General features: G+C 71.6%; 22 protein-coding genes and 1 pseudogene. 10 read left to right on the top strand and 13 right to left on the bottom strand.

Annotated elements, in window-relative coordinates; genetic code table 11:
• Positions 1-62 precede the first annotated feature (62 nt).
• The 3 genes from C8046_RS03225 to C8046_RS03235 form a co-directional block, all read right to left on the bottom strand.
• On the bottom strand, positions 63-1,424 hold the full coding sequence (locus C8046_RS03225) for a class II 3-deoxy-7-phosphoheptulonate synthase (protein ID WP_109228228.1): 1,362 nt from the start codon (positions 1,422-1,424) through the stop codon (positions 63-65).
• A 118-nt stretch (positions 1,425-1,542) separates the two neighbouring features.
• Positions 1,543-2,775, bottom strand: a complete 1,233-nt coding sequence (locus tag C8046_RS03230; RefSeq protein ID WP_109228229.1) for a pyrophosphate--fructose-6-phosphate 1-phosphotransferase — start codon at positions 2,773-2,775, stop codon at positions 1,543-1,545.
• Positions 2,772-3,620, bottom strand: coding sequence for a lysophospholipid acyltransferase family protein (locus tag C8046_RS03235; protein WP_109228230.1), 849 nt, complete (start codon positions 3,618-3,620; stop codon positions 2,772-2,774). The genes C8046_RS03230 and C8046_RS03235 overlap by 4 nt, the downstream gene beginning before the upstream one ends.
• Before the next feature lie 476 nt (positions 3,621-4,096).
• On the opposite strand from C8046_RS03235, the gene C8046_RS03240 reads away from it, so the two are divergent.
• Positions 4,097-4,297, top strand: coding sequence for a hypothetical protein (locus C8046_RS03240; protein WP_109228231.1), 201 nt, complete (start codon positions 4,097-4,099; stop codon positions 4,295-4,297).
• Positions 4,298-4,339: 42 nt separating this feature from the next.
• Here the strand turns inward: C8046_RS03240 and C8046_RS20160 are convergent.
• A pseudogene (locus C8046_RS20160) lies at positions 4,340-5,523 on the bottom strand (ROK family glucokinase).
• Between C8046_RS20160 and C8046_RS03250 the strand changes: the two are divergent.
• Genes C8046_RS03250 through C8046_RS03260 form a run of 3 tightly spaced genes read left to right on the top strand, consistent with a single transcriptional unit; the run spans position 5,471 to position 9,394 of the window.
• On the top strand, positions 5,471-7,282 hold the full coding sequence (locus C8046_RS03250; RefSeq protein WP_109228232.1) for an AMP-dependent synthetase/ligase: 1,812 nt from the start codon (positions 5,471-5,473) through the stop codon (positions 7,280-7,282). The pseudogene C8046_RS20160 and the gene C8046_RS03250 sit on opposite strands and share 53 nt — an antisense overlap.
• Before the next feature lie 54 nt (positions 7,283-7,336).
• Positions 7,337-9,103 carry a DEDD exonuclease domain-containing protein gene (locus C8046_RS03255; protein ID WP_109228233.1) on the top strand — a complete coding sequence of 589 codons (1,767 nt, stop codon included), beginning with the start codon at positions 7,337-7,339 and terminating at the stop codon, positions 9,101-9,103.
• A 9-nt stretch (positions 9,104-9,112) separates the two neighbouring features.
• The gene (locus C8046_RS03260; protein ID WP_109228234.1) at positions 9,113-9,394 is read left to right on the top strand and encodes an Lrp/AsnC family transcriptional regulator; all 282 of its coding nucleotides are present in this window, start codon (positions 9,113-9,115) and stop codon (positions 9,392-9,394) included.
• 51 nt (positions 9,395-9,445) lie between these two features.
• Here C8046_RS03260 and trpD read toward each other — a convergent pair whose 3' ends face one another.
• Together trpD and C8046_RS03270 are read right to left on the bottom strand one after the other, a co-directional pair.
• Positions 9,446-10,489, bottom strand: coding sequence for an anthranilate phosphoribosyltransferase (gene trpD, locus C8046_RS03265; RefSeq protein ID WP_109228235.1), 1,044 nt, complete (start codon positions 10,487-10,489; stop codon positions 9,446-9,448).
• Positions 10,486-10,950 (bottom strand): hypothetical protein, encoded by a 465-nt coding sequence (locus C8046_RS03270; protein ID WP_235866065.1) that lies wholly within the window; start codon positions 10,948-10,950, stop codon positions 10,486-10,488. The genes trpD and C8046_RS03270 overlap by 4 nt, the downstream gene beginning before the upstream one ends.
• A 266-nt stretch (positions 10,951-11,216) precedes the next feature.
• On the opposite strand from C8046_RS03270, the gene C8046_RS03275 reads away from it, so the two are divergent.
• From C8046_RS03275 to C8046_RS03295, 5 genes are all read left to right on the top strand, one after another.
• On the top strand, positions 11,217-11,798 hold the full coding sequence (locus tag C8046_RS03275) for a cytochrome c oxidase subunit 3 (RefSeq protein ID WP_109228236.1): 582 nt from the start codon (positions 11,217-11,219) through the stop codon (positions 11,796-11,798).
• Between the two features lie 67 nt (positions 11,799-11,865).
• Entirely contained in the window at positions 11,866-12,654 is a 789-nt protein-coding gene (locus C8046_RS03280) for a cytochrome c (RefSeq protein ID WP_109230707.1), read from the top strand.
• Complete coding sequence (locus C8046_RS03285; protein WP_109228237.1) at positions 12,651-13,736, top strand: ubiquinol-cytochrome c reductase iron-sulfur subunit; 1,086 nt, start codon at positions 12,651-12,653, stop codon at positions 13,734-13,736. The genes C8046_RS03280 and C8046_RS03285 overlap by 4 nt, the downstream gene beginning before the upstream one ends.
• Entirely contained in the window at positions 13,733-15,412 is a 1,680-nt protein-coding gene (locus C8046_RS03290) for a cytochrome b (protein ID WP_109228238.1), read from the top strand. The genes C8046_RS03285 and C8046_RS03290 overlap by 4 nt, the downstream gene beginning before the upstream one ends.
• Before the next feature lie 130 nt (positions 15,413-15,542).
• On the top strand, positions 15,543-16,169 hold the full coding sequence (locus C8046_RS03295) for a superoxide dismutase (protein WP_109228239.1): 627 nt from the start codon (positions 15,543-15,545) through the stop codon (positions 16,167-16,169).
• A gap of 224 nt (positions 16,170-16,393) precedes the next feature.
• Here the strand turns inward: C8046_RS03295 and C8046_RS03300 are convergent, their stop codons facing one another.
• The 7 genes from C8046_RS03300 to C8046_RS03330 all read right to left on the bottom strand — a co-directional run bounded on the left by C8046_RS03300 (position 16,394) and on the right by C8046_RS03330 (position 23,760).
• The gene (locus C8046_RS03300; protein ID WP_328587566.1) at positions 16,394-16,861 is read right to left on the bottom strand and encodes a cytochrome c oxidase subunit 4; all 468 of its coding nucleotides are present in this window, start codon (positions 16,859-16,861) and stop codon (positions 16,394-16,396) included.
• Entirely contained in the window at positions 16,858-18,639 is a 1,782-nt protein-coding gene (gene ctaD, locus C8046_RS03305) for a cytochrome c oxidase subunit I (protein ID WP_109228240.1), read from the bottom strand. Before ctaD ends, C8046_RS03300 begins: the two co-directional genes overlap by 4 nt.
• The gene (gene coxB, locus C8046_RS03310; protein ID WP_328587567.1) at positions 18,639-19,520 is read right to left on the bottom strand and encodes a cytochrome c oxidase subunit II; all 882 of its coding nucleotides are present in this window, start codon (positions 19,518-19,520) and stop codon (positions 18,639-18,641) included. Before coxB ends, ctaD begins: the two co-directional genes overlap by 1 nt.
• A 136-nt stretch (positions 19,521-19,656) precedes the next feature.
• A complete protein-coding gene (locus C8046_RS19875) occupies positions 19,657-20,631 on the bottom strand; it encodes an FKBP-type peptidyl-prolyl cis-trans isomerase (protein WP_109228242.1) in 975 nt (324 codons plus the stop codon).
• 147 nt (positions 20,632-20,778) lie between these two features.
• A complete protein-coding gene (locus C8046_RS03320; protein ID WP_109228243.1) occupies positions 20,779-21,159 on the bottom strand; it encodes a HesB/IscA family protein in 381 nt (126 codons plus the stop codon).
• A gap of 86 nt (positions 21,160-21,245) precedes the next feature.
• Positions 21,246-22,370 carry a glycerate kinase gene (locus C8046_RS03325; RefSeq protein WP_158277117.1) on the bottom strand — a complete coding sequence of 375 codons (1,125 nt, stop codon included), beginning with the start codon at positions 22,368-22,370 and terminating at the stop codon, positions 21,246-21,248.
• 7 nt (positions 22,371-22,377) lie between these two features.
• The gene (locus C8046_RS03330) at positions 22,378-23,760 is read right to left on the bottom strand and encodes a dipeptidase (RefSeq protein WP_419183542.1); all 1,383 of its coding nucleotides are present in this window, start codon (positions 23,758-23,760) and stop codon (positions 22,378-22,380) included.
• Between the two features lie 37 nt (positions 23,761-23,797).
• On the opposite strand from C8046_RS03330, the gene C8046_RS03335 reads away from it, so the two are divergent.
• Positions 23,798-24,415 (top strand): DUF3043 domain-containing protein, encoded by a 618-nt coding sequence (locus tag C8046_RS03335; RefSeq protein ID WP_235866066.1) that lies wholly within the window; start codon positions 23,798-23,800, stop codon positions 24,413-24,415.
• The last annotated feature ends 28 nt before the right edge of the window (positions 24,416-24,443 follow it).

Raw genomic sequence — 24,443 nt, forward strand, 5'->3', positions numbered from 1 at the left:
CGCCCGCACGACGACGGGCCCCGGGAGAGGATCCCGGGGCCCGTCGTCTGCGTCGTGCAGGGTCAGGAGGCGGCGCGCTCCCGCAGCATCTCCGCCACCAGGAACGCCATCTCGAGCGACTGCGCGTGGTTGAGGCGCGGGTCGACGAGGGTCTCGTAGCGGGCCTCGAGGCCGATGTCGTCGATCTCCTCCGAGCCGCCGAGCACCTCGGTGACGTCGTCGCCCGTGAGCTCCACGTGCACGCCGCCCGGGATCGTCCCGAGCGCCTGGTGCACCTCGAAGAACCCGCGGACCTCGTCGATCACGTCGGCGAACCGGCGCGTCTTGTAGCCGTTGGACGCCGTGATCGTGTTGCCGTGCATCGGGTCGCAGACCCACAGCACGGGGCGGCCGTCGGCCGTCACGCGCTCGACCAGGGCGGGGAGGGCGTCGCGGATCTTGCCGGCGCCCATGCGGGTGATGAACGTCAGGCGCCCGGGGATGCCCTCGGGGTTGAGCTTGTCCATCAGCGCGATCGCGTCGTCGCCCGTCGTCGTCGGGCCCAGCTTCACCCCGATGGGGTTCTGCACCTTCGAGAAGAACTCCACGTGCGCGTCGTCGATCTTGCGCGTGCGCTCGCCGATCCACAGGAAGTGGGCCGAGCAGTCGTATGGCAGGCCCGTGCGCGAGTCGATCCGGGTCAGGGGCCGCTCGTAGTCCAGCAGCAGGCCCTCGTGACCCGAGTAGAAGTCGACGGTCTTGAGCGCGTCGAAGTCGGCCCCGGCCGCCGCCATGAACTTGATGGCGCGGTCGATCTCGGCGGCCAGGCCCTCGTAGGTGCGGTAGGCCGGCGTGACGGTGAAGCCCCGGTTCCACTCGTGCACCAGACGCAGGTCGGCGAAGCCGCCCATCGTGAAGGCCCGGGTGAGGTTCAGCGTGGAGGCGGACGTGTGGTACGCCTTCAGGAGCCGCTGCGGGTCGGGGATGCGCGACTCCGGGGTGAAGTCGTGGCCGTTGACGATGTCGCCGCGGTAGGCGGGCAGCGTCACGCCGTCGCGGGTCTCGGAGTCGCTGCTGCGCGGCTTGGCGTACTGGCCGGCGATGCGGCCCATCTTCACGACGGGCATGCTCGCGCCGTAGGTCAGCACGATCGACATCTGCAGGATCGTCTTGATCTTGTTGCGGATGCGGTCGGCGTCGGCCTCGGCGAAGGACTCGGCGCAGTCGCCGCCCTGCAGGAGGAACGCCTCGCCGCGCTGGGCACGCGCGAGCTTCTCGCGCATCGCGTCGGCCTCACCGGCGAAGACGAGGGGCGGGCTCACGGCCAGCTGGGCGCTGACGGCCTCGAGGGCGTCGCGGTCCGGCCAGGTGGGCTGCTGCTCGACGGCGAGGTGACGCCAGGCGTCGAGCCCGGCCAGGACGTCGGAATCTGCGGTCGCGCTCACGACGGATCAGTCTAGGCGTCCGTCGGGGTCCGGGTGACCGCCCACCAATGACTGAGACGCCGACGGCGAGGACCGCGGGGGTCCTCGCCGTCGACGTCTGCCGGGTGTCGGTGACGGGCTAGTGGCCCGCGCCCGGGGCGGCCGGGACCAGCGGCTGCCCGATGGAGGAGAGGAGCTCGCCGAACCACGGCACGGTGACGTCGAACGCCTTGCCGCCGCCGATGCGCGGGAACTCGATGGCGCGGAGCTCGTCGCCCGCCTCCTCGTCGTGCCCGATGACACCCGAGACGCCGGCGAGCGCGGAGTCGACGGCCAGGTCGACCATCTCGGCGATGAGCGCGAGGTCCTCGTCGCTGGCGGGCGCCGAGCGGGAGAAGTACCCGCTCTTCTGCACCATCGTCTTCTCGGCGCCGATGAGGCCCGCGAACTGCTTGGCGAACCAGGCGCCCGGGTTGATCGTGTCGAGCTGGACGTGGCCGAACGGGTCGCGCTTGACCTCCTCGCCCCTGGCCTCGAGCTCGGCGATGATCTCCGGGACGCCGGCGCCCTCGCTGAGGAAGATGTTGACGTTGCCCTGGTCGTCCATGATCGCCTTGAGCCGCTCGGCCTCGCCCTGCAGGTCGATCGCGAGCTCGGGCAGGAACACCGCGTGCACGTCCCAGCGGTCCTTGCTCAGACCGATGCTGGGGTTCCACGACGGCTGACCCTCGACCCAGCCGTGGTACCGACGCGCCGCCTCGGCCGTGAGCCAGCCGCAGTGACGGCCCATGACCTCGTGCACGATCAGCATGCGCGGGTTGGAGCGGTGCTCGCCGATGATGTTCTGCGCGAACCGGCTGGCCTCCTCGGCCGCCGTGTTGGCGCCCAGGCTCTGACGGATCGGCACGATGTCGTTGTCGATCGTCTTCGGGAGCCCGACGACGGTCAGGCCGTAGTCGTGCTCCTGGAGGTAGGCGGCCAGATCGGCCGCGGTGGTGTTGGTGTCGTCCCCACCGATCGTGTGCAGGACGTCGACACCGTCGGCCTGGAGCTGCTCGGCCGCCTTCTGCAGCGGGTTCTCGCCCTCGGCGACGAGGCCGCGGGCGACGAGGTTCTTCGCGTTGGTCAGCTTGACGCGGCTGTTGCCGATCGGGCTGCCGCCGAAGGAGTGGAGGAGGCCGGCGCTCGCGCGGGCCTCGTCGTCCACGACCACCTTGGTGCCCGTGAGCAGGCCGTGGTAGCCGTAGGTGTAGGCGATGATCTCCACGTCGGGCGCCAGCGCGGTGTAGCGCTGGATGAGGCCGCCGACGGCGGAGGAGAGGCACGGGGCGAAGCCGCCCGCCGTGAGCAGTGCGACGCGCTTGACGGTCATGCTGGACCTTCCCTGGGTGTGTCTTCAACGGAACCGGGGTCACCGGTGGTCTCGGGGTCCGAACCGCTCGGAGCGCCCTCGCTCGCGTCGGGCTCGGGAGCGCTGGGGACGTCGGACTCGGGGGCCTCGCGGCCGCCCGGCGCGTCGTTCGGGGTGTCGGCCGGCTTGCCCGCGGCGATGCGGGCCTTCGCCGTCGCGGCGTACATGTCGACGTACTCCTGGCCCGACAGCCGCATGATCTCGTACATGATCTCGTCGGTGATCGACCGCAGCACGAACCGGTCGTTCTCCATCCCGCGGTAGCGGGAGAAGTCCATCGGCTCCCCCATGACGACACCGATGCGCTTGAGCTTCGGGATCCGCTTGCCGATGGGCTGCGCGATGTTGGTGCCGATCATCGCGACGGGCACGACGGGGGCGCCGGACTCCAGCGCCAGGCGCGCGACGCCGGTCTTGCCGCGGTAGAGGCGGCCGTCGGGGCTGCGGGTGCCCTCGGGGTAGATGCCGAACAGCCCGCCCTCGGACAGGCGCGAGAGGCCGGCGTTGAGGGCGGCCTCGCTCGCCTTGCCGCCGGCGCGGTCGACGGGGATCAGGCCGACGCCGCGCATGAACCACGCGATGAACCGGCCGCGGAGGCCGCGGCCCTCGACGTAGTCGGACTTCCCGAGGAAGACGATCTCCCGCGGCATCATCAGCGGGAGGAAGAACGAGTCGATCACCGCGAGGTGGTTGCTCGCGAGGATCGCGCCGCCCGAGGGCGGGAGGTGCTCGGACCCACGGATCCACGGCTGGTACGCGACCCGCAGGAGCGTGCCGAGCGTGGCCTTCATGAATCGGTAGAACACACCTGCGACCCTTTCGCGCGACTGCGGGAGCTGGACGGAGCAAGGGGCGACGCCCCGTTCGGGACGCGCGTGGTGCCGCCGTCGTCGACCCACCGGAGATCACTCTAGAGGTCTTCCATGCCTAGAGTGCTTCGCATGAGCACTCCCGACCCGGCTGCACCCGCGGGCGACGGCGACGGCGAGGAGACCCGCGCGGGCACCCCGGGCCGCCCGTCCCGCCCGGTCGGCCCGACTCCCTCGCGACCCCGGGCGAGCCGGCCACCACCCCCGGCGAACCGGCCGCGACGTCCGGCGATCCGGACCGGGACTGGGACGCCGAGTGGCGCTCGATCACCTCCGACCTCGCCCCGCCGCGGCCGCGCTACCTCGTCTCGGACACCCCGACGGTCGGCGCGACCCAGGGCCCGCGGGACTACACGCCGGCCGAGGATCCCGACGAGGACCGGTTCGTCCCCGTCCCCGACCCGCACCCGCCGATGGCTCGGCTGACGAGGATCGCCTGGGCGGCGATCGCCGCCGGTCCCCTGCTGATGCTGCTCGCCGTCGTGGCCTTCGACCGCGCGCCGTCCTGGTACGTCGCGGTCTGCATCGGCATCTTCCTCACCGGGTGCATCATCGGCTTCACGCGCCTCCCCGGCGGACGCGACCACGACGAGGGCGACGGCGCGGCTGTCTGACGTCGCCGCCCGACCGCACCGTCGCCCCGCGGGCCGACGCGGTCAGTCCAGGACGACCCGGCTCAGGTCGGCCGCCCCGACGATGCCCGCGTCGTTGCCGAGCGTCGCGAGCACGACCTCGGGCAGCGGCCGCTGCGCCCGCGCGAACAGCTGCTCCTCGAGCACGTGGCGCGCGGGGGCGAGCAGGAGGTCGCCGGCGGCGCCCACTCCCCCGCCGATGACGTAGATCTTCGGGTCCAGCAGCGCCGAGAGCGCCGCCATCCCGGCCCCGAGCCAGCGCCCGAGGTCGGCCAGCATCTCGATCGAGAGCGGGTCACCCGAGGCGGCCGCCTCGGTCACGTGCGGTCCGGTGACCTTCTTGGCCTTGCCTCCGGCCAGCGCGAGCAGCGGTGCGGCACGCTCGGGGTCGGTGGCCAGGGCCGCGCGCGTCTCGCGGACCAGCGCGGAGCCGGAGGAGTACATCTCCCAGCAGCCGTCGTGGCCGCAACCGCACGCGCGTCCGCTCGGGACGACCCGCATGTGACCGACCTCGCCACCGGCGCCGGCGGCCCCGCGCACGAGGCGTCCGCCGACGACGACGGCACCGCCCAGCCCCGTCCCGACGGTCAGCATCACCATGTCGTTGGCCGCCCGTCCGGCGCCGAACCGGAACTCGGCCCAGCCGGCGGCGTTCGCGTCGTTCTCGACGACGACGTCGAGGCCGATGCGCTCCTGCAGGACCGCCTTGAGGGGTAGTCGCGCCAGGCGATGTTGGGCGCGAACATCACCCTGGAGCGCGTCGGGTCCACGAAGCCCGCGGCGGCGACGCCGACGCCCGAGACCTCGTAGGAGCCCCGCAGCTCGGCCACGGCGTCCGCCACGGCGTCCTCGATCTCGCGCGGCTCCTCGGGGTTGGTGTCCCGGCGGGTGGAGGCCAGGAGCGTCCCCGCGTCGTCGACCACCCCCGCGGCGATCTTGGTCCCACCGATGTCGATCCCGACGGCGTGCATGGCCATCTCCTTCGTCCGTGTCCGGCGCGTCGTGCGCCGCTGGATGCTCGGCCGCACCCGCGCGGCCCCGGACCATCCTGACCCATCCGGCGGCGCGCCACACGCGCCCGCGCCACCCGCCGGCGCCGAACCACATAGGGTGGAGGCCCCGCCACGACGGTGCACATCGGACAAAGGAGCCACGATGGAGACGACACGCATGTCGCCCGCCCCGGACGTCCCGGCGACGTTCAGCATCACCGACCTGGTCGAGGACCTCTTCGAACGCACCCCCCGGGCCGAGCTCTACCGCGTGCCCGACGGCGGAGGCTGGCGCAGCGTCTCTGTCGCGGAGTTCCGCTCGCAGGCGATCGCGCTGGCCCAGGGGCTCGTCGCGCAGGGCGTCGGCCCCGGCGAGCGGGTGGGCATCATGTCCCGCACCCGCTACGAGTGGACCCTGTCCGACGTCGCGATCTGGTACGCGGGCGCCGTCCCCGTGCCGATCTACGAGACCTCGTCGGTGTCCCAGGCCGCCTGGATCCTCGGCGACTCCGGGTGCGTCGCGGTCATCGTGGAGAACGCCGGGCACGCCGACGTCGTCGCCGCCGCCCGCCCGGAGGCCCCCGACGTGCGTCACGTCTGGAGCATCGACGCCGGGGACCTCGACGTCGTGACCGCCTCCGGTGCCGACGTCGACCCCGAGACGGTCCGCGCGGCGTCCGCCGCGGTCGGCCTCGCCGACCTCGCGACGATCATCTACACCTCCGGCACCACCGGTCGGCCGAAGGGCGCCGAGCTCACGCACGGCAACTTCGTCCTGCTGACCAAGAGCGCCGTGGAGGACCTGCCCGAGGTGTTCACCCAGGAGGGCGCCTCGACCCTGCTGTTCATGCCGCTGGCGCACGTCTTCGCCCGGTTCGTGGAGGTGCTGGCGCTCGCCGGCGCCGTCCCGCTCGGTCACACTCCGGATCCCGCGACGCTCGTGGCCGACCTCGGGACCTTCCGGCCCACGATGATCCTCGCGGTGCCGCGCGTGTTCGAGAAGGTCTACAACTCCGCCGAGCAGAAGGCCGTCGCCGGCGGCAAGGAGAAGATCTTCGCGTGGGCCGCCCGGTCCGCCATCGCGTGGTCCCGCGCGCACGACGACGGCGGCAGCCCCGGCCTGGCCACGTCGCTGAAGTACAAGGTGGCCGAGCGCCTCGTGCTGCACAAGATCCGCGACGTGATGGGCGGGCGCCTGACCTTCGCCGTCTCGGGCGGCGGTCCCCTGGGCGAGCGACTCGGTCACTTCTTCCGTGGCGTCGGTCTCACCGTCCTCGAGGGCTACGGCCTGACCGAGACCACCGCACCGCTCACGGTGAACGTGCCCAAGAACGTCAAGATCGGCACGGTCGGGCCGCCGCTGCGGGGCAACCAGCTGCGCATCGCGCCCGACGGCGAGATCCTCGCCAAGGGCGTCGCCGTGTTCCGGGGGTATCACAACAACCCCCAGGCGACGGCGGACGCGATGGCCGACGGCTGGTTCCACACGGGCGACATCGGCGAGATCGACGCCGACGGCTACACGCGGATCACCGGCCGCAAGAAGGAGATCATCGTCACCGCCGGCGGCAAGAACGTCGCTCCGGCGCAGCTCGAGGACGCCGTGCGGGCCCACCCGCTCGTCAGCCAGTGCCTGGTGGTCGGCGAGGGCCGCCCCTTCATCGCGGCCCTCATCACGATCGACGCGGAGATGCTGCCGGGATGGCTCTCCTCCCACGGCAAGGAGTCGCTCACGGTCTCGCAGGCGATCACGGACGCCGACGTCGTCGCGGCGGTCCAGACCGCCGTCGACCGCGCCAACTCCCACGTCTCCCGCGCGGAGTCGATCCGCACCTTCAAGCTCCTCGACTCCGACTTCACCGTCGCGAACGACTACCTCACGCCGTCCATGAAGGTGAAGCGCTCCGCGGTGCTGAAGGACCTCGACGGCACGCTCGAGGAGCTCTACTCGCAGGCGGCGCCCACCAAGGCCTGATCCGCTCGGCCCGGCGCGGGGGTCGATGTCGGTGGTGCCGCCTAGCCTCACCACGTGACCTCGACCCTCGCGCTGCAGCCCTCGCTCCTGGCGGACGGCCTGCCCCTGCACGCCGTCGAGTTCGTCGTCGTCGACCTCGAGACGACCGGGGGCTCGCCGAACGCCGACCGGATCACCGAGATCGGTGCCGTCCGGGTCCGCGGCGGCGAGGTGCTCGGCGAGCTCGGCACCCTCGTCAACCCCGGCCGGGCCATCCCGCCGCAGATCACCGTCCTCACCGGGATCACCGACACGATGGTGGTCGACGCCCCGCGCGAGGAGGAGGTGCTGGTCACCTTCATGGAGTTCGCGCGCGACGCGGTCCTCGTGGCGCACAACGCGCGGTTCGACATCGGCTTCCTGCGCGCCGGCTGCGAGCGGATGGGCCTGACGTGGCCGTCCCCGGTGGTCGTGGACACCGTGGCGCTCGCGCGGCGCGTCGTGACCAAGGACGAGGCCCCCAACCACAAGCTCGGCAGCCTGGCACGGCTGTTCCACGCGAGCGTCACCCCCGACCACCGCGCCCTCACCGACGCCCGTGCGACCGTCGACGTGCTGCACGGGCTGCTGGCCCGGCTCGCGCCGCTCGGGGTGGGGCACCTGGACGACCTCGTGACGGCGTCGGACCCGGTGCCGGAGGCGCGACGGCGCAAGGCGACGCTCGCCGATCACCTGCCAACCGCGCCGGGCGTGTACCAGTTCCTCGACGGTGCCGGCCGGATCCTCTACGTCGGGACGGCCACGAACCTGCGGACCCGGGTGCGCAGCTACTTCACCGCGGCCGAGAAGCGCAAGCGCATCGCCGAGATGGTGACCATCGCCGAGCGCGTCCACCCGATCGTCTGCTCGACCCCGCTCGAGGCCTCGATCCGCGAGATCCGGCTCATCGCGCAGCACCGGCCGCCGTACAACCGGCGCTCGCGCTCCCCCGCCGCCGAACCCTGGATCCGGATCACCGACGAGGCCTACCCGCGGCCCTCGATCGTCCGCTCGGTGCCGCTCGCCCAGACCGCCGGGGTGCTGGGCCCGTTCCGCAGCCGGTCGCAGGCCACGCTGGCGCTCGAGGCGATCCAGGGCGCGTTCGCCCTGCGCGGGTGCACGGACCGGCTGCCCGCACGTCCGGCCCCGGGCGCCACGGCGTGCGCGCTGGCCGACCTCGGGCGGTGCGCCGCCCCGTGCACGGGCGGGACCGACGTCGCGACCTACGCCTCGCTCGTCGCCGAGCTCGCCGCGTTCTGCGACGGCGACACGGGTGCCTTCCTCGAGCGGACGGCGCGGCGCATCGGGGTGCTCTCGGCCCAGGAGCGCTACGAGGAGGCGGCCAGGGAGCGCGACCGCTGCCAGGCGCTGCTGCGCGGCGCCCAGCGCACCCAGCGGCTCCGCGTCTCGCGCCCGGCCCAGGTCGTGGCCGCGCGGCCCGGCTCCGGCGGGTGGGAGGTCGTCGTCGCGCGGCACGGCCGGCTCGCCGCCAGCGCCGTCGCCGCCCGGGCGAGCGAGGTGCTGCCCCTCGTGGACGCGATGCTCGCGACCGCCGAGGACGTGCCGGCGCCGTCGACGTGGTCGGGAGCCACCCTGGTGGAGGAGACCGAGCTGATCTCGCACTGGCTGGAGCAGCCGGGCGTCCGGATCATCTCCCTGACCCAGGACGAGGGTCCGTCGCGTCCCGTGCGCGGGGCCGACCACGCGCTCAGCGACCTGTCCGCCCGGCTCGCCGCGCCGACGCCCGAGGGCCCGTCACCGGTCGATCTCGGGATGCCGACCGTCGGCCGAGGCGCTGCGTAGGCTGGTGCCATGATCACCGCCATCGCCCTCATCGACGCCGACGTCGCCCTGATTCCCGAGGTGTGCGAGGAGGTGGCGGCGCTCCCGGGCGTGTCCGAGGTCTACAGCGTCACGGGCGACACCGACCTCATCGCGATGGTGCGGGTCCGTCGGCACGAGGACCTCGCGGACGTCGTCGCCAACCGGATCGGCAAGGTGCCGGGCGTGCGCGGCACGCGCACCTACATCGCCTTCCAGGCCTACTCCCAGCACGACCTCGACGAGGCGTTCGCGCTCGGCGCCGACGAGTAGTCCAGCCGACGAGTAGCCCGAGGGCGCGTCGGCCCGACGGCGCCGCTGCCCTCAGGCCGTGGCGTCACCGCTCGCGGTCACCCAGCGCTCGAGCACGGCGGCCGCGGCGCCCGAGTCGACGGCCTCCCCGGCGACCGCGAGCCCCTCGCGCATCCGCGCCACGAGGTCGCCCTCGCCCACGAGCGAACCCTCGGCCACGACCGCGGAGGCCGCGCCGAGCAGCACCGCGTCGCGGATCGGGCCGCGCTCGCCGTCGAGCACCTGACGAACCACGCCCGCGTTGTGCACCGCGTCGGCCCCTCGGAGGTCCTCGAGAGTGGCCCGCGGCATGCCGAAGGCCTCCGTGGCGTCGATCTCGTGCTCGAGCACGACGCCGTCGCGCACCTCCCAGACGTGAGCCGGAGCCGTCGTGGCCCACTCGTCCAGGCCGTCGCCCGACCGGAACAGCAGCACGCTGGTGTCGCGGCGGGCGAACACGCCGGCCATCAGGGGCGCCATCCGGGCGTTGGCGACACCGATCGCGCCGGCCACGGGTCGGGCCGGGTTCGTCAGGGGGCCGAGCACGTTGAAGACCGTGGGGATCCCGAGCTCGCGGCGGGTGGCGCCCGCGTGCCGCATCGAGGGGTGGAAGACCTGGGCGAAGACGAAGGTGATGCCGACGCGCTCGGCCAGCTCGGCCACCCGCTCGGGCGTGGCGTCCAGCCTGACGCCGAGCGCCTCCAGGACGTCGGCCGTGCCGGACGCGGACGACGCCGCCCGGTTGCCGTGCTTGACCACGCGCAGGCCGGTCCCGGCCGTGACCAGGGCCGCCATCGTGGAGATGTTCACCGTGCGGTGCATGTCGCCGCCGGTCCCGACGATGTCGACCGTGCGCCCGGCGATCGGGAGCGGCACGGCGGCGTCCACCATCGCCTCCGACAGACCCGCCAGCTCGTCGACCGTCTCGCCCTTCGCCGACAGCGCCACGAGGAAACCCGCCAGCGCGACGGGCGACACGTCGCCGGCCATCACCTGCTCCATCGCGTCGCGCGCGTCGGAGCTCGTCAGGTCGACGCCGTCGACGAGGTCACGCAGGAGGCTGCGCCACTCCCTCATGCGCCGGCGTGCGCGCGCAGCAGCCCGGCCACCGTGTCGGCGACCTCCATGGGCTTGAGCGGGTACGGCACGGTGGCGTCCGCCTGCGACCAGGCGGCGATCCACGCGTCCTGCGGGCGCGCGACCAGGAGAAGGATCGGCGGGGCGTCGAAGTAGGTGTCCTTGACCTCGCGGGCCAGGCCGAAGCCGCCCACCTTCGCCGTCTCGCCGTCGAGCACCAGCAGGGCGTTGCCGCCGGCCGCGACGGCGGCCAGCATCGCCTCCGACGTCGCCACCTCCACCCACTCGATCGTGGGGGTGTCGCGAGAGGCACGACGGCCGACCGCGCGACGCACGGACAGGCGCGTCTCGGCGTCGTCGCTGTAGAGGACCACGCGCGCCGGTGCGAGGGTCGGGGAGAGCTCGGTGGCCCCCGCCGAGGCGGGCGCGACGGACTGCGAGAGGGTGGGCTCGGGGCTCATCGCTCGATCGTAGTGGGCGGCACCGCGGGACCGCTGGCGCACCGGCTCCGGGGCGACCGGCGGAGTTTTCTTACAGGGGCGAGATCGCGTCAGAACATCCTTGCGGCGGCCCACGACCCGCGGGCGACGAGGGGCCGTTTCCTGCGGCACAGTGCGGATCGCGGGAGGAGAACACGGCCGTCGTCGCGACAGTTCGCCATAATGTTCAGGTGTCCAGCCACGCCGTCACCGCTCCCAGTGCGCACGTGAGTGTCGACCGACCCAACATGACCCAGGTCGGCACCATCGTGTGGCTCTCGAGCGAGCTCATGTTCTTCGCAGGAATGTTCGCGATCTACTTCACGCATCGCAGCGTGGCGTCGCCCGAGGAGTGGGCGGCCGCAACCGATCTGCTGAACATGCCGCTCGTCGTCATCAACACCACCATCCTGATCCTGAGCTCGTTCACGTGCCAGTTCGGCGTGATCGCGGCCCAGCGCCACCAGGCCCGTCGCACCGGCAGCCTGCTGAACGTGCGCGGCTGGGGTCTGCAGGAGTGGTTCACCCTGACCTTCATCATGGGCGCCGTGTTCGTCGGCGGCCAGGTCACGGAGTACGCCGAGCTGGTCGAGCACGGGGTGCTGATCTCCAACTCCTCCTTCGGCACCGTGTTCTACCTGACCACCGGGTTCCACGGCATCCACGTCGTCGGCGGACTGATCGCGTTCCTGTTCGTGCTCGGATCCTCGTTCGTCGCCGGCCGCTTCGGCCACCGCGAGGAGGTCCGTGCCCACGTGACCTCCTACTACTGGCACTTCGTTGACGTCATCTGGGTCGCCCTCTTCTTCGTCATCTACTTCCTCAAGTGATGCGCGCCGTGACGACCCCGATCCCCTCCCCGCTCTCCGCCCCCGATCGAAACGAGGACATGCCGTGGTGAAGGCCCTCGCCAGCGCACGCCGCCACCGGTTCGCCCCGGTCGCCCTGATGCTGCTCGCGCTGCTCGCGGTCGGCGGCCTGTACGCCGTCGCCGCCCCGCAGACCGCCCAGGCCGACACGGCCTCCGTCTCGGACGCCGAGAACGGCGAGAAGCTCTTCCAGGCCAACTGCGCCAGCTGCCACGGTGCCTCGGCCGAGGGACGCGACGGCGTCGCGCCGTCGCTCATCGGCGTCGGTGCTGCGGCCGTCCACTTCCAGGTGGCCACGGGCCGCATGCCGATGGCGGCCAACGCCCCGCAGGCCCCGGCGAAGAACCCGCAGTTCGACTCCGAGCAGATCGCCCAGCTCGCCGCGTTCGTCGCGACGCTGGGCCCCGGCCCGGCCAGCCCCGACGCCGAGCAGGTCGACCCCGCGCTCGGTGACGCCGCGAACGGCATGCTCGTCTTCCGCACCAACTGCGCGATGTGCCACAACGCCGTCGGCGCCGGCGGCGCCCTGAGCGACGGCAAGTACGCCCCGTCGCTGTTCAACTCCAGCCCGCAGGAGATCTACGAGGCCATGCTCACCGGCCCGCAGTCGATGCCGGTCTTCAACGACGCCAACATCACCCCCGAGGCCAAGCGCGACGTCATCGCCTACCTCATGGAGCAGCGCGTGGACAACTCCTCGCCCGGCGGCGCGAACCTCGGTTCGATCGGTCCGGTCTCCGAGGGCATGTGGGTCTGGATCATCGGAATGGGCGCTCTCATCGGCGCCGCAGTGTGGATCGGAGCCAAGTCCTCATGAGTGACCTGACGAAGTCGGAGCACCCCGCCACCGGTGGTGCGCTCGACCCGCTGTCCCACGGTGAGGGCGCCGTCGACCGCTTCCCTGATCCCGGTCTTCCCGAGCACAAGCACCGCCTGTCGGACAAGTCCGAGGCGAACGCCAAGCGCGTCGAGCGCCAGGTCGCCCTCATCTTCGGCCTGTCGGTCCTCGCCTCGATCGGCGGTGTCGTCGGCTACTTCGCCTTCCCCGTCGGCTCGACCCTCGGCAGCGTCCAGGCCTCCACCCTGAGCATCGGTCTCGGCCTCGGGATCGGCATGCTCGGTATCGGTGTCGCCGCGGTGCACTGGGCCAAGGCCCTCATGTCCGACGTCGAGAAGGTCGACGAGCGGCACCCGCAGCGCAGCGACGACGCGACCCGCGCCGCCGCCGTGCAGGAGCTCAAGGACGGTGCGGACGACTCCCGCATCGCCCGTCGCCCCGTCCTGAAGGGCGCGCTCGTCTCGGCCGTCGCCGTCGCCCCGCTCGCCTTCGTGGTGCCGTTCGTCGGCAACCTCGGCGGTGACTGGAACGTCAGCCGCTTCCGCTACACGATGTGGGCGCCCGGCGTCCGCCTCGCCCGTGACCCCGACGGCGCTCTCATCCGCCCCGAGGACGTCACGATCGGCTCCGTCTGGCACGTCATCCCCGACGGGCTCGACGAGAGCGAGCACATGCTGGAGGAGAAGGCCAAGGCCGTCGTCCTCCTGGTCCGTCTCGACCCCAAGGACCTGACGGAGGAGCCCGGCCGCGAGAGCTGGTCGTGGGACGGGATCGTCGCCTACTCCAAGGTCTGCACCCACGTCGGCTGCCCGGTGGCTCTGTACGAGCAGCAGACGCACCACCTTCTGTGCCCGTGCCACCAGTCCACCTTCGACGTCTCCGACGGTGCGAAGGTCGTCTTCGGTCCTGCGAAGCGTGCGCTTCCGCAGCTCCCGATCATGGTTGACGACGAGGGCTACCTCGCCGCCCAGAGCGATTTCCACGAGATGGTCGGACCGTCGACGTGGGAACGTGAGCGTTACGTGGACTACCCGGTCCCGGACGAGGAGAAGGCCCATTGAGCACCACCACCCCCCTCGAGAAGACCGCGGCCGGGGCGGCCGACTTCTTCGACACGCGCGTCGGCGCCGCCAAGACGGTCAAGGAGTTCGCCCGGAAGGTCTTCCCCGACCACTGGTCGTTCCTCCTCGGCGAGATCGCGCTCTACAGCTTCGTCGTCCTGCTCCTCACGGGCACGTTCCTGACGATGTTCTTCGTCCCGAGCATGACCGAGGTGCACTACCCGGACGACGCCCTGCCCGTCGCGATGCGGGGCATCGAGATGTCGGAGGCCTTCGCCTCCACGCTCAACATGTCCTTCCACGTGCGCGGCGGACTGCTCATGCGGCAGATCCACCACTGGGCCGCCCTGCTCTTCATGGCCTCGATCGTCACGCACATGATGCGCGTGTTCTTCACGGGTGCGTTCCGCAAGCCGCGCGAGCTGAACTGGGTCGTCGGCTTCACGCTGATGATCCTCGGTCTCGCCGCCGGCTTCACCGGCTACTCGCTCCCCGACGACGTGCTCTCGGGCAACGGCCTGCGCATCACGGACGGTGTGGTCAAGTCGATCCCCGTCATCGGCTCCTACATGAGCTACATGATCTTCGGCGGCGAGTTCCCCGGCACCGAGATCATCCCGAGGCTCTTCACCGCGCACATCCTGCTCGTGCCGGCGCTCATCCTCGCGCTCATCGCGGTCCACCTGGTGCTGATCGTCGTGCACAAGCACACCCAGTACCCCGGACCGGGCCGCAACAACCGCAACGTCGTCGGCTACCCCCTGTTCCCGGTGTACGTCGCGAAGGCCGGCGGCTTCTTCTTCGTCGTGTTCGGCGTCCTGGCGATCATGGGTGCGACCCTGGCGATCAACAGCGTCTGGGCCTACGGGCCGTACGACCCCTCCCCCGTCGGTGCCGGCGCCCAGCCGGACTGGTACATGCTCTTCCTCGAGGGCTCGCTGCGACTCATGCCGGGTCAGCCCGAGTTCGTCATCGCCGGCTACACGCTGTCGCTGAACGTGCTGATCCCCGCCGTCGTGATCCCGGGTCTCCTGTTCACGGCGCTGGCCGTCTACCCGTTCATCGAGGCCCGCGCGACGGGCGACAAGCGCGAGCACCACGTGCTCGACCGTCCCCGCAACGTCCCGACCCGTACCGGTGTCGGCGTCGCGATCCTGACGGCGTTCATGATCCTGGTCCTGGCCGGATCGAACGACATCATCGCCACGCACTTCGACCTGTCGATCAACGCGATCACCTGGGTCTTCCGGTTCCTGTTCTTCGCCGGTCCGGTCCTGGGCTTCATCATCGCCAAGCGCATGTGCCTGGCGCTGCAGCGCCGCGATCGCGAGCTGGTGCTCCACGGCCACGAGACCGGCCGTGTGGTCCGGTTCGCGTCCGGCGAGTACATCGAGGTCCACCAGCCGCTCACGGAGACCGAGCGCTACCTGCTCGTCTCCCACGAGCCGACCCGCCCGCTGGAGATCGGCCCGACCGAGAACTCCCGTGGTGTGGCCCGACCCGACCTGAAGAAGGCGCGTCGCACCGCCAAGCTGTCGAGCTTCTTCTTCGCCGACCGGGTCGAGCCCGTCACTCCGTCCGAGCTCGAGGCGGCCCACGGCCACGCCGAGCACACGGCCATCGAGCCCGCCCAGGAGAACGAGGCGGTCCTCACGAACGCCAGCACTCGCGGCTGAGCAGACCACCAGACGAGATTTCTCGTGAGACGGCCCCTTCCGCGGAACGCGGGAGGGGCCGTTGGTGTTGGAATAGAGGTACGAGAGAGCGCGTCATGTCGACGCGCCCCGACGATGGAGAGGAAAGTCGATGTCCGACTACACACTTCCCGAGCTTCCCTACGACTACGCAGCCCTCGAGCCCCACATCTCGGGCAAGATCATGCAACTGCACCACGACAAGCACCACCAGGCCTACGTGACGGGTGCGAACACCGCCCTGGAGAAGCTGGCGGAGGCGCGGGAGTCGGGTGACCTCGGTGCGGTGAACCTGCACTCCAAGAACCTGGCCTTCAACCTCGGCGGCCACGTCAACCACACCGTGTTCTGGGAGAACCTCTCCCCCGAGGGTGGCGAGCCTGCCGGCGAGCTGCTCACGGCGCTGGAGAACTTCTTCGGCGGCGTCGAGGCCTTCAAGAAGCACTTCACGGCCGTCGCCGCGGGCGTGCAGGGCTCCGGCTGGGCGGTGCTGGCGTGGGACACGCTCGGCGCGCGTCCCGTCATCACTCAGCTGTACGACCAGCAGGGCAACCTCGCCTTCGGCCTGATCCCGCTCCTCATGCTGGACGTGTGGGAGCACGCGTACTACCTCGACTACCTCAACGTGCGCGCCGACTACATCGCCGCGTGGTGGAACATCGTGAACTGGAACGACGTCGCCGCTCGCCTCGCGCGCGCAACGACCGCCGGCACCAACGGGCTCATCCTGCCCGCCTGATCGCCGCAGACGCCGAAGGGGCGCCTCCCCCCAGGGGAGGCGCCCCTTCGGCGTCCCAGCCCCTCTCTGCCCCTCCCAGCCCCTCCCACACCCGCTGAGTGCTGAGGTGTTGCCCGGAACACGCCGGTGAAGCCGTCAACAGGTCAGCACTCAGCGGTTGAGGTGCCCAGGAACGCCAGAACGGCGGGTGCCTGGGGCACCCGCCGTTCCGTCAAGCGTTGAGGTCAGTGCGCGTGCTGCCCGCGCGAGAACTCGAAGATGAGGCCGACGAGGCCGATGGCGCCGACGATCGCGCCCACCCCGCTGACCCACCAGCCGACGGCCACGCCGAAGAACACGATGGCGGCCCCCAGCCCGAGCACGAACGGCCACCAGGAGTGGGGCGAGAACTCGCCGTACTCCCCCGCGGCCGACTCGATCGTGCCGAGCGGGTCGTCCTCCGGACGGGCGTCGATCGTGCGCGCCGTGATGGCGAGGAAGAAGGCCACCAGCCCGGCGAGGCCGGCGAGGAGCAGCAGGCCGATGAAGCCGACGGGCTCGCCGAACTCGGTCAGCCACCCGTAGAAGGCGGCGACGATCAGGAAGAACGGCACCAGGGCACCGAAGACGACCGTCTCGATGAACATCGGCGGGCGGGTCTTCCCGGAGGCCGGGACCTTGCGGTCGGGGCCGGCGGTCTGCTGCGAGCTCACTTCGGGTCCTCCTTCGAGACGCTCTCCTGGATCGAGCCCTGCATGTCGGCGTTGCCGTAGATCTGGTCCAGGAAGCCGGGATCGGTCTCGACGTGGTCCATGGCCGCGACCTCGGGGTGGTGCAGGTCGAAGGCCGGGGACTCCGAGCGGATGCGCGGGATCGAGGTGAAGTTGTGGCGCGGCGGCGGGCACGACGTGGCCCACTCGAGCGAGCGTCCGTAGCCCCACGGGTCGTCGACCGTGACCAGCGGCGCGCTGCGCGCCGTCTTGATGACGTTCCAGATGAACGGCAGCGTGGCGGCGGCCAGGATGAACGCCCCGACGGTGGAGATCTGGTTCCAGAGCGTGACGCCGTCCTCGGGGAGGTAGTCGACGTAGCGGCGCGGCATGACCTTCGCGCCGATCCAGTGCTGGATCAGGAAGGTCGTGTGGAAGCCGACGAAGGTCATCCAGAAGTGGATCTTGCCCAGACGCTCGTCGAGCATCTTGCCGGTGAACTTGGGCCACCAGAAGTAGAAGCCGGCGAACATCGCGAACACGACCGTGCCGAAGACGACGTAGTGGAAGTGCGCCACGACGAAGTAGGTGTCGTGCAGCTGGAAGTCCAGGGTGGGCGAGGCGAGGATGACGCCGGTCAGGCCACCGAAGAGGAACGTCGCCAGGAAGCCGACCGACCACAGCATCGGCGTCTCGAAGGTGAGCTTGCCGCGCCACATCGTGCCGATCCAGTTGAAGAACTTCACCCCGGTCGGCACCGCGATCAGCATCGTCATCAGCGCGAAGAACGAGAGCATCACGGCACCGGTCGTGTACATGTGGTGCGCCCACACCGTCACCGACAGCGCGGCGATCGAGAGCGTCGCCAGCACCAGGGTCTTGTACCCGAAGATCGGCTTGCGGCTGAAGACCGGGAAGATCTCGGACACGATGCCGAAGAACGGCAGCGCGATGATGTAGACCTCCGGGTGGCCGAAGAACCAGAACAGGTGCTGCCACAGGATCGGTCCGCCCATCGAGGGGTCGAACACCATGGCGTCCAGGCGCCGGTCGGCCAGCAGACCGAAGTAGGCGGCCGTCAGGATCGGGAACGCCATCAGCGCCAGCACCGAGGTGATGAGGATGTTCCAGGTGAAGATCGGCATCCGGAACATCGTCATGCCGGGCGCGCGCATGCAGATGATCGTGGTGATGAAGTTGACCGAGCCGAAGATCGTCGCGAAGCCGGTCAGGCCGAACCCGACGAGCCAGAGGTCGGCGCCGAGCCCGGGCGAGAACGTCTCCGACGCCAACGGCACGTACGAGGTCCAGCCGAACCCTGCCGGGCCCTCGGGTGTGAGGAACCCGCCGACGGCCATCAGGCCGCCGAACAGGTACAGGTAGTACGCGAACATGTTCAGCCGCGGGAACGCGACGTCGGGCGCGCCGATCTGCAGCGGGACCAGGATGTTGGCGAACGCGGCGAAGAGCGGGGTCGCGAACAGCAGCAGCATGATGCCGCCGTGCATCGTGAAGAACTGGTTGTACTGCTCGGCGCTCGTGAAGAGCTGCCGGCCCGGCGAGAAGAGCTCGGCGCGGATGGCGAGTGCGAGCAGTCCTCCGAAGCAGAAGAAGACGAACGACGTCACCAGGTACATGTAGCCGATCGTCTTGTGATCGGTGGACGTCATCCACTTGACGATGGCGTTGCCGCGGCGCTGACGCGACGGCGCGAGACCCGGGACGTGCTCCTCGGGCGGGCGCGGGGCGGAGTCGATGTGAACGACCTCGTCGATAGCCATCAGTGGTCGCTGCCTTCCTCGTTGCCGATCGCGCTCTGGTTGCCCGTGTGCTGCTTGACGTCGAACTCGGGCCCGAGCACTCCGGTGTTGCCCTGCGCTGCGAGCTCGGCCATCTTCTCCTCGTACACCTCGGGCGTGACGACCTCGACGTTGAAGAGCATCGAGGCGTGGTACTCGCCGCACAGCTCGGCGCACTTGCCCTCGTACACCCCGAGCTTCTCGGGCACGAGCTGGAAGGAGTTCGTCCGCCCGGTGATCATGTCCATCTTCATCAGGAAGCCGGGGATCCAGAACGCGTGGTTCACGTCGCGGGAGCGCAGCGAGATCTCGACGTTCTGACCCTGCGGCAGGTAGAGCGTGGGGAGAGTGTCCGGGACGCCGAGCTCACCGGTGAGCTCCGCCTGGACGCCCGAGTAGTGCACGTCGGAGTCGGTGTAGTTGAAGTCCCAGCTCCAGCGCTTGCCGACGACCTCGATCTCGACGTCGGGCTCGGCCGACGTGTCGAGGATCTCGCCCATCGAGCGCGAGGTGTAGGCGAAGAGGACACCCACCATCACGATCGGAACGAACGTGTACATGAGCTCGAGGGGCACGTGGTAGCGCAGCTGCACGGGGAGCTGGTTGTCACCCTTGCGCCGGCGGTAGACCACGACGCACCACAGGAGCAGTCCCCACACGAGGACACCCACGGCCAGGGCGGCGATCCACGAGTTGTTCCACAGGGAGATGATCATGTCCGTGTGGTTCGTGGCGCCGGGCGCCTGCTCAGGCAGGAAGCCACGCTGGGCCTCCGGCGAGCAGCCGGCGAGGACGGCGGTCGCTACGACGGCAGACGCCGCGACGGCGAGCTTCCGGGAGCGAGGAGAAGGCGTTGTCGACACGATGTCACCTTAGCCTCGCGAGGGGGGTCGGAGCACCTTCACGCGGCCTGATGCGGCGCGTCCCCCGGCATCGCCTCGGTGAGGCGACGCCGGGGGACGCGGGCGTCAGAAAGCGGCGTCAGCGCGCCGGTCGGACTCAGGCCGGGACGGTGGCCACGACGTCGACCACGACGGCGACGGCGGGGCTGCCCGACGCCGCGTCGGCCGGCACCTGCAGCAGCACGCGGGAGCCGACGGGAACGCCCACGAGCTGGTCGAACGGGGTGCCCTGGCCGATGGTGGCCGTCTGGGCGCCGACGCCCTCCGGCGGCCAGGTGGACTGCACCTGCGCGCCGTCCCAGCTGGTGACGTAGTACTGCAGGCCGGCGGTGTCGCCCTCGGCGATCTCGGGCCCGGTCCCCGTGGCGATCACGGTCGTGGTGGCCTCGGTCGGCTCGCCGGCCCCCTCGGTGAGGGTCACGCCCGTCACCGCGGACCCGAGGTCGCCCGTGATGGTCACCGGCACCTCGGCGTCGGTCGGGGCGGCATCGGCCTGGCCCGTGCCGTCGGCGGGGATGATGCCCGCGATGTCGACGACGAACACGATCGTGTCACCGGGCTTGATGTCGCCCTGCCCCTCGGCGTAGCCCAGGAAGCTCGGGATCGTCAGGAGCACGCGCGAGCCGACCTTCTGGCCGACCAGGCCGGTGGACCAGCCCTGGATCACCTGATTGAGCGAGAAACCGGTGGGAGCGCCGCGGTCGTAGGAGTTGTCGAAGACCGTCTCGGTCCCCCAGATCTGACCGAGGTAGTGCGCGACGACGTAGTCGCCCGCGGCGACCTCCTCGCCGTCGCCCTCCGTGACGGTCTCGGCCTGGAGGCCCTCCGGAGGATCGGTCTCGGTGAACTCGAGCGTCGGCTTCTCGCCGAACTCGCCCGACGCGGTGAAGCCGGCGGTGCTCCCGGCGACGACGTTCTCGACGCTCTCGACCTCGGTCGGCGTCGTCTCGCTCTCGCTGCTCGTGGGCGAGCCGCTCTCGGTACCCCCGTCGTCCGGGTCGGAGCTGCAGGCCCCGAGGACCAGGGCTGCGACGAGCAGGGCGGACGGGACGGCGATCAGACGGCGGCGCACAGGCGGTTCTCCTCGGTGTTCGACCCGACCCGGAAGGGCCGGAAGGCACGGGTCTACCAGGCGGACCTGGGCTTTCCCTGGGCGTCACCACGCGCGGCGACGACGGCCGGGGCGGAGGCCCGGCCGGTGGATCGGTGGGTCAGCGGCTCAGTGGAAGGAGTCGCCGCAGGCGCACGACCCGCCCGCGTTGGGGTTGTCGATCGTGAAGCCCTGCTTCGCGATGGTGTCGGCGAAGTCGATCGTGGCGCCGGCGAGGTACGGGACGCTCATCTTGTCGACGATGACCTCGACGCCGTCGAAGTCACGCACCGCGTCGCCGTCGAGCATGCGCTCGTCGAAGTAGAGCTGGTAGATCAGGCCGGAGCAGCCGCCGGGCTGGACGGCGACGCGCAGACGCAGGTCGTCGCGGCCCTCCTGGTCCAGCAGCGCGCGCACCTTGGCGGCCGCGACGTCCGTCAGGCCCACCTCGTGGGTGGGGTCCTGCTCCACGGTCGGCTGGGTGGTCTGGGCGGTGACGGTCTCGGTCATCGATCTCTCCTCGGCTGGTGGTGGGCGGGCGAGGCCCGCGCCTCACCCTCCGATCGTACGCCTCGCCCGACGGGCCCGTTCTGGCCTCACCAGCGCCAGGCCAGGGCGTGCCGGCCGATCGCGGACCGCAGCTCGTCGGCGGTCACCGGACCGTCGGCCACCCCCGCGCCGGTGAGCTCCGCCGTCGCGCTCACGCCCGCCGTCGCCGCGGCCCGCCGGTCCAGCCGGACGCTCCGGCCGAGCGCGAGCACCGCCACGCCGTGCGCGGCGGCCGCCCCCGCCACGGCGGCCAGCACCCCGCGGTCGGCCTCCACCGGATCGATCCGCTCCGTGAGGACGACGACGAGGTCCCGCCCCGCCGTCAGGCCGACGAGATCCGTCTCGGCGGCGACGAAGGCCGGTCCCGCCACCACCCGTCCCCCGAGCGCGGCGACGGCGAGGCCGAGGCCGCCGCCGCAGCCCGACCCGACCGCCCCGCCGGCGGGCGTCGGGGCGCCCGGCGACCCGAGCAGGTCGCGACGGCGGGGGACGGACTCCCCCAGCACGGCCGCGACCGGCGCGAGCGCGGTGTCCAGGAGCTGGCTCTCGGCGGGCCCGAGGACCGGGATGAGGCGGGCCGCGGCGCCGCGCAGGCCGCGCGCCGGCACCAGCTCGTCGGCGACCAGCACCAGCTCGACCCCGTCGCACCGGGTACGGGCCGACGCCACCAGGTCCTCCAGCACCGACCGCTCGAGGCCGTGGTCGCCGGGCTGCGGCTCGTGGCCGGCCAGCGCCCGGAGCATCCCGACGCCCGCGTCGAGCGTGGCGGGCGTGCCGGTGCCGACGACGACGCGGCGCGCGCCGCCGTCGATCGCCCCCGCGACCAGCTGCCCCAGCCCGTGGGAGGTGCCGCGGGTGGCCGACGCGAGCGTCGCCGTCGCGCCGTCGCCGAGGACGTCGCGCGCCTGCACGTAGACGGTCCCGCCGCGGTGCAGCACGACGACGGGGACCGGGGTCGGCGGCTCGAGGTCGCCGCGCCACGCCGTCGTGACGACGCGGGACCCGCCGAGGGCGGCCTCGACGGCGTCCAGCAGGCCGCCGGCCCCGTCCGACGCACCGCGCGCGACCACCTCGGCGTCGGGGTTGGCCTCGCGCCAGCCCGCGGCGAGCGCGTCGGCCACCTCCCGACCCGGCAGCCCGCCCAGGTCGCCGGCGGTCAGGACGATGCGCACCGCGGTGTCAGGGACGCAGCGACGCGAGGAGCAGCACCTCGGCGAGCACGGCGCGCTGCAGCTCGTGCAGGTCGACCGACTCGTCCGTGCTGTGGGCGCGCGAATCGGGGTCCTCGACCCCGGTGATGAGGATCTCGGCCTGCGGCGCGAGCTCGAGCAGGTCCGCGATGAACGGGATCGAGCCGCCCATCCCGACGTCGACGGGCTCGGTGCCCCACGCCGCGGCGAACGCGCTGCGGGCGAGCGTCATGGCGGGGCTGTCCGACGGCGCGAGGAACGCGCTCCCGCGCTCCCCCGGTGTGATCGTCAGGTGGGCGCCGAACGGGGCGTTCGCCTCGAGGTGTGCGACCAGCGCCTCCTGGGCGGCCAGCGGGTCCTGCCCCGGGGCCAGCCGCATGCTGATCTTCGCCGTCGCCGTGTGCCGGATCGTGTTCGAGGCGTGCTCGACGGACGGGGCGTCCAGGCCGATCAGCGCGATCGCGGGCTGGGCCCAGAGCCGGTCCTGGATGGTGCCGCGGCCGGCGAGCACGACGCCGTCGAGCACCCCGGCCTCCTCGCGGTACATCTCCTCGGGGTAGTCGAGCTCGGCGGCGCTGCCGTGGACGAGGCCCGCGACGGCGACGCTCCCGTCGTCGTCGTGCAGCGTCGCGACCAGGCGCGCCGTCAGCGTGAGCGCGTCGAGCACGGGGCCGCCGAACATCCCCGAGTGCACGGCGTGGTCGAGCACGTCGAGACGGACCGTGAGGTCCACGAGTCCGCGCAGCGACGTCGTCAGGGCCGGGGTGCCGACCTTCCAGTTGGCCGAGTCCGCGACGACGATCACGTCGCCGGCCACGCGGTGGCCGTGCGCCGCGAGGAACGCGCCGAAGGTCGGCGACCCGATCTCCTCCTCACCCTCGACGAAGACGGTGACGCTCACGGGGAGGTCGTCGCCGTACTCCTCGCGCAGCACCCGCAGGGCGCCCACGTGGGCCATCACGCCGGCCTTGTCGTCGGCCGCGCCGCGGCCGTACAGCCGCTCGCCGTCGCGACGCGGCTCGAAGGGCGGGCTCGTCCAGCCCTCGCCGGGCGGCTGGACGTCGTGGTGGGCGTAGAGCACGACGTGCGGGGCCTCGTCGCCCGCGTCGTGGTGAGCGACGACGGCGGGGGCGCCGCCGGGGACGGAGAGGATCTCGACCGCCAGGCCCAGCTCGCCCAGCAGGGCGGCCACGGCGTCGGCGCTCGCGCGGACGTACGCCTGGTCGAAGGCCGGGGCCGACACGGACGGGATCCGCACCAGGTCCACGAGGTCGTCCACCACCCGGGGGAAGGCGGCCTCGGTGCGCGTCGTCAGCGACGCGACGAGGTCGGTGGACAGGGGCAGGGGGCGGGAAGCGGCTGTCTCGGGCACGCGTCCGAACCTACCCCGGCTCGACTATCCTCGAGGTGTGTTCGGACGCAAGAAGGACTCCACGACCTCCCCCGACTCCACCATCAAGGCGGAGGACGTCGGCAGCCTCGACGCCGCCATGAATGCGGCGGCGGGCAAGGGACGACCCACGCCGACCCGCCGCGAGTCCGAGGCGAAGAATCGCCGGCCCCTCGTGCACAACGACCCCAAGGTCGCCCGCGCCGAGCAGCGCCGTCGCAACGCCGAGTCCCGCGCCCAGATGAACCAGGCGATGGTCACCGGCGACGACCGGTACCTGCCCGCGCAGCACAAGGGCGTCCAGCGCCGGTTCATCCGCGACTACGTCGACGCCCGCTGGTCGCTGGGCGAGTTCTTCCTCCCCGTCGCCTTCGTGTTCGTGATCGGCACGTTCGTCGTCGGCAATCGCCCCGAGTTCGCGCTGCCGCTGATCCTCGCGCTGTACGGCCTCGTGGCGATCGCGGTGCTCGACTCCGTGCTCATGGCGCGACGCGTCCGCAAGCGCCTGCGCCAGACGTTCGGCGAGGACAAGGTCCAGCGCGGCAGCATCATGTACGCCGTCCTGCGCTCGTTCCAGATGCGCCCGACGCGGATGCCGAAGCCCCAGGTCAAGCGCGGCGAGTACCCGACCGCCTGACCGCCACACCCGTCAGACGACAGGGCCG

Source organism: Serinibacter arcticus (assembly GCF_003121705.1).
Taxonomy (GTDB): Bacteria; Actinomycetota; Actinomycetes; order Actinomycetales; family Beutenbergiaceae; genus Litorihabitans.

What these genes read in the sequence shown, in the direction of transcription:
- C8046_RS03250 (WP_109228232.1), top strand. Translation starts at nt 5,471, where the DNA reads ATGGAGACGACACGCATGTCGCCCGCCCCGGACGTCCCGGCGACGTTC.
- trpD (WP_109228235.1), bottom strand. Translation starts at nt 10,489, where the DNA reads ATGAGGGAGTGGCGCAGCCTCCTGCGTGACCTCGTCGACGGCGTCGAC.
- C8046_RS03270 (WP_235866065.1), bottom strand. Translation starts at nt 10,950, where the DNA reads ATGAGCCCCGAGCCCACCCTCTCGCAGTCCGTCGCGCCCGCCTCGGCG.
- C8046_RS03320 (WP_109228243.1), bottom strand. Translation starts at nt 21,159, where the DNA reads ATGACCGAGACCGTCACCGCCCAGACCACCCAGCCGACCGTGGAGCAG.
- C8046_RS03295 (WP_109228239.1), top strand. Translation starts at nt 15,543, where the DNA reads ATGTCCGACTACACACTTCCCGAGCTTCCCTACGACTACGCAGCCCTC.
- C8046_RS03275 (WP_109228236.1), top strand. Translation starts at nt 11,217, where the DNA reads ATGACCCAGGTCGGCACCATCGTGTGGCTCTCGAGCGAGCTCATGTTC.
- C8046_RS03260 (WP_109228234.1), top strand. Translation starts at nt 9,113, where the DNA reads ATGATCACCGCCATCGCCCTCATCGACGCCGACGTCGCCCTGATTCCC.
- C8046_RS03240 (WP_109228231.1), top strand. Translation starts at nt 4,097, where the DNA reads ATGGCTCGGCTGACGAGGATCGCCTGGGCGGCGATCGCCGCCGGTCCC.
- C8046_RS03230 (WP_109228229.1), bottom strand. Translation starts at nt 2,775, where the DNA reads ATGACCGTCAAGCGCGTCGCACTGCTCACGGCGGGCGGCTTCGCCCCG.
- ctaD (WP_109228240.1), bottom strand. Translation starts at nt 18,639, where the DNA reads ATGGCTATCGACGAGGTCGTTCACATCGACTCCGCCCCGCGCCCGCCC.
- C8046_RS03285 (WP_109228237.1), top strand. Translation starts at nt 12,651, where the DNA reads ATGAGTGACCTGACGAAGTCGGAGCACCCCGCCACCGGTGGTGCGCTC.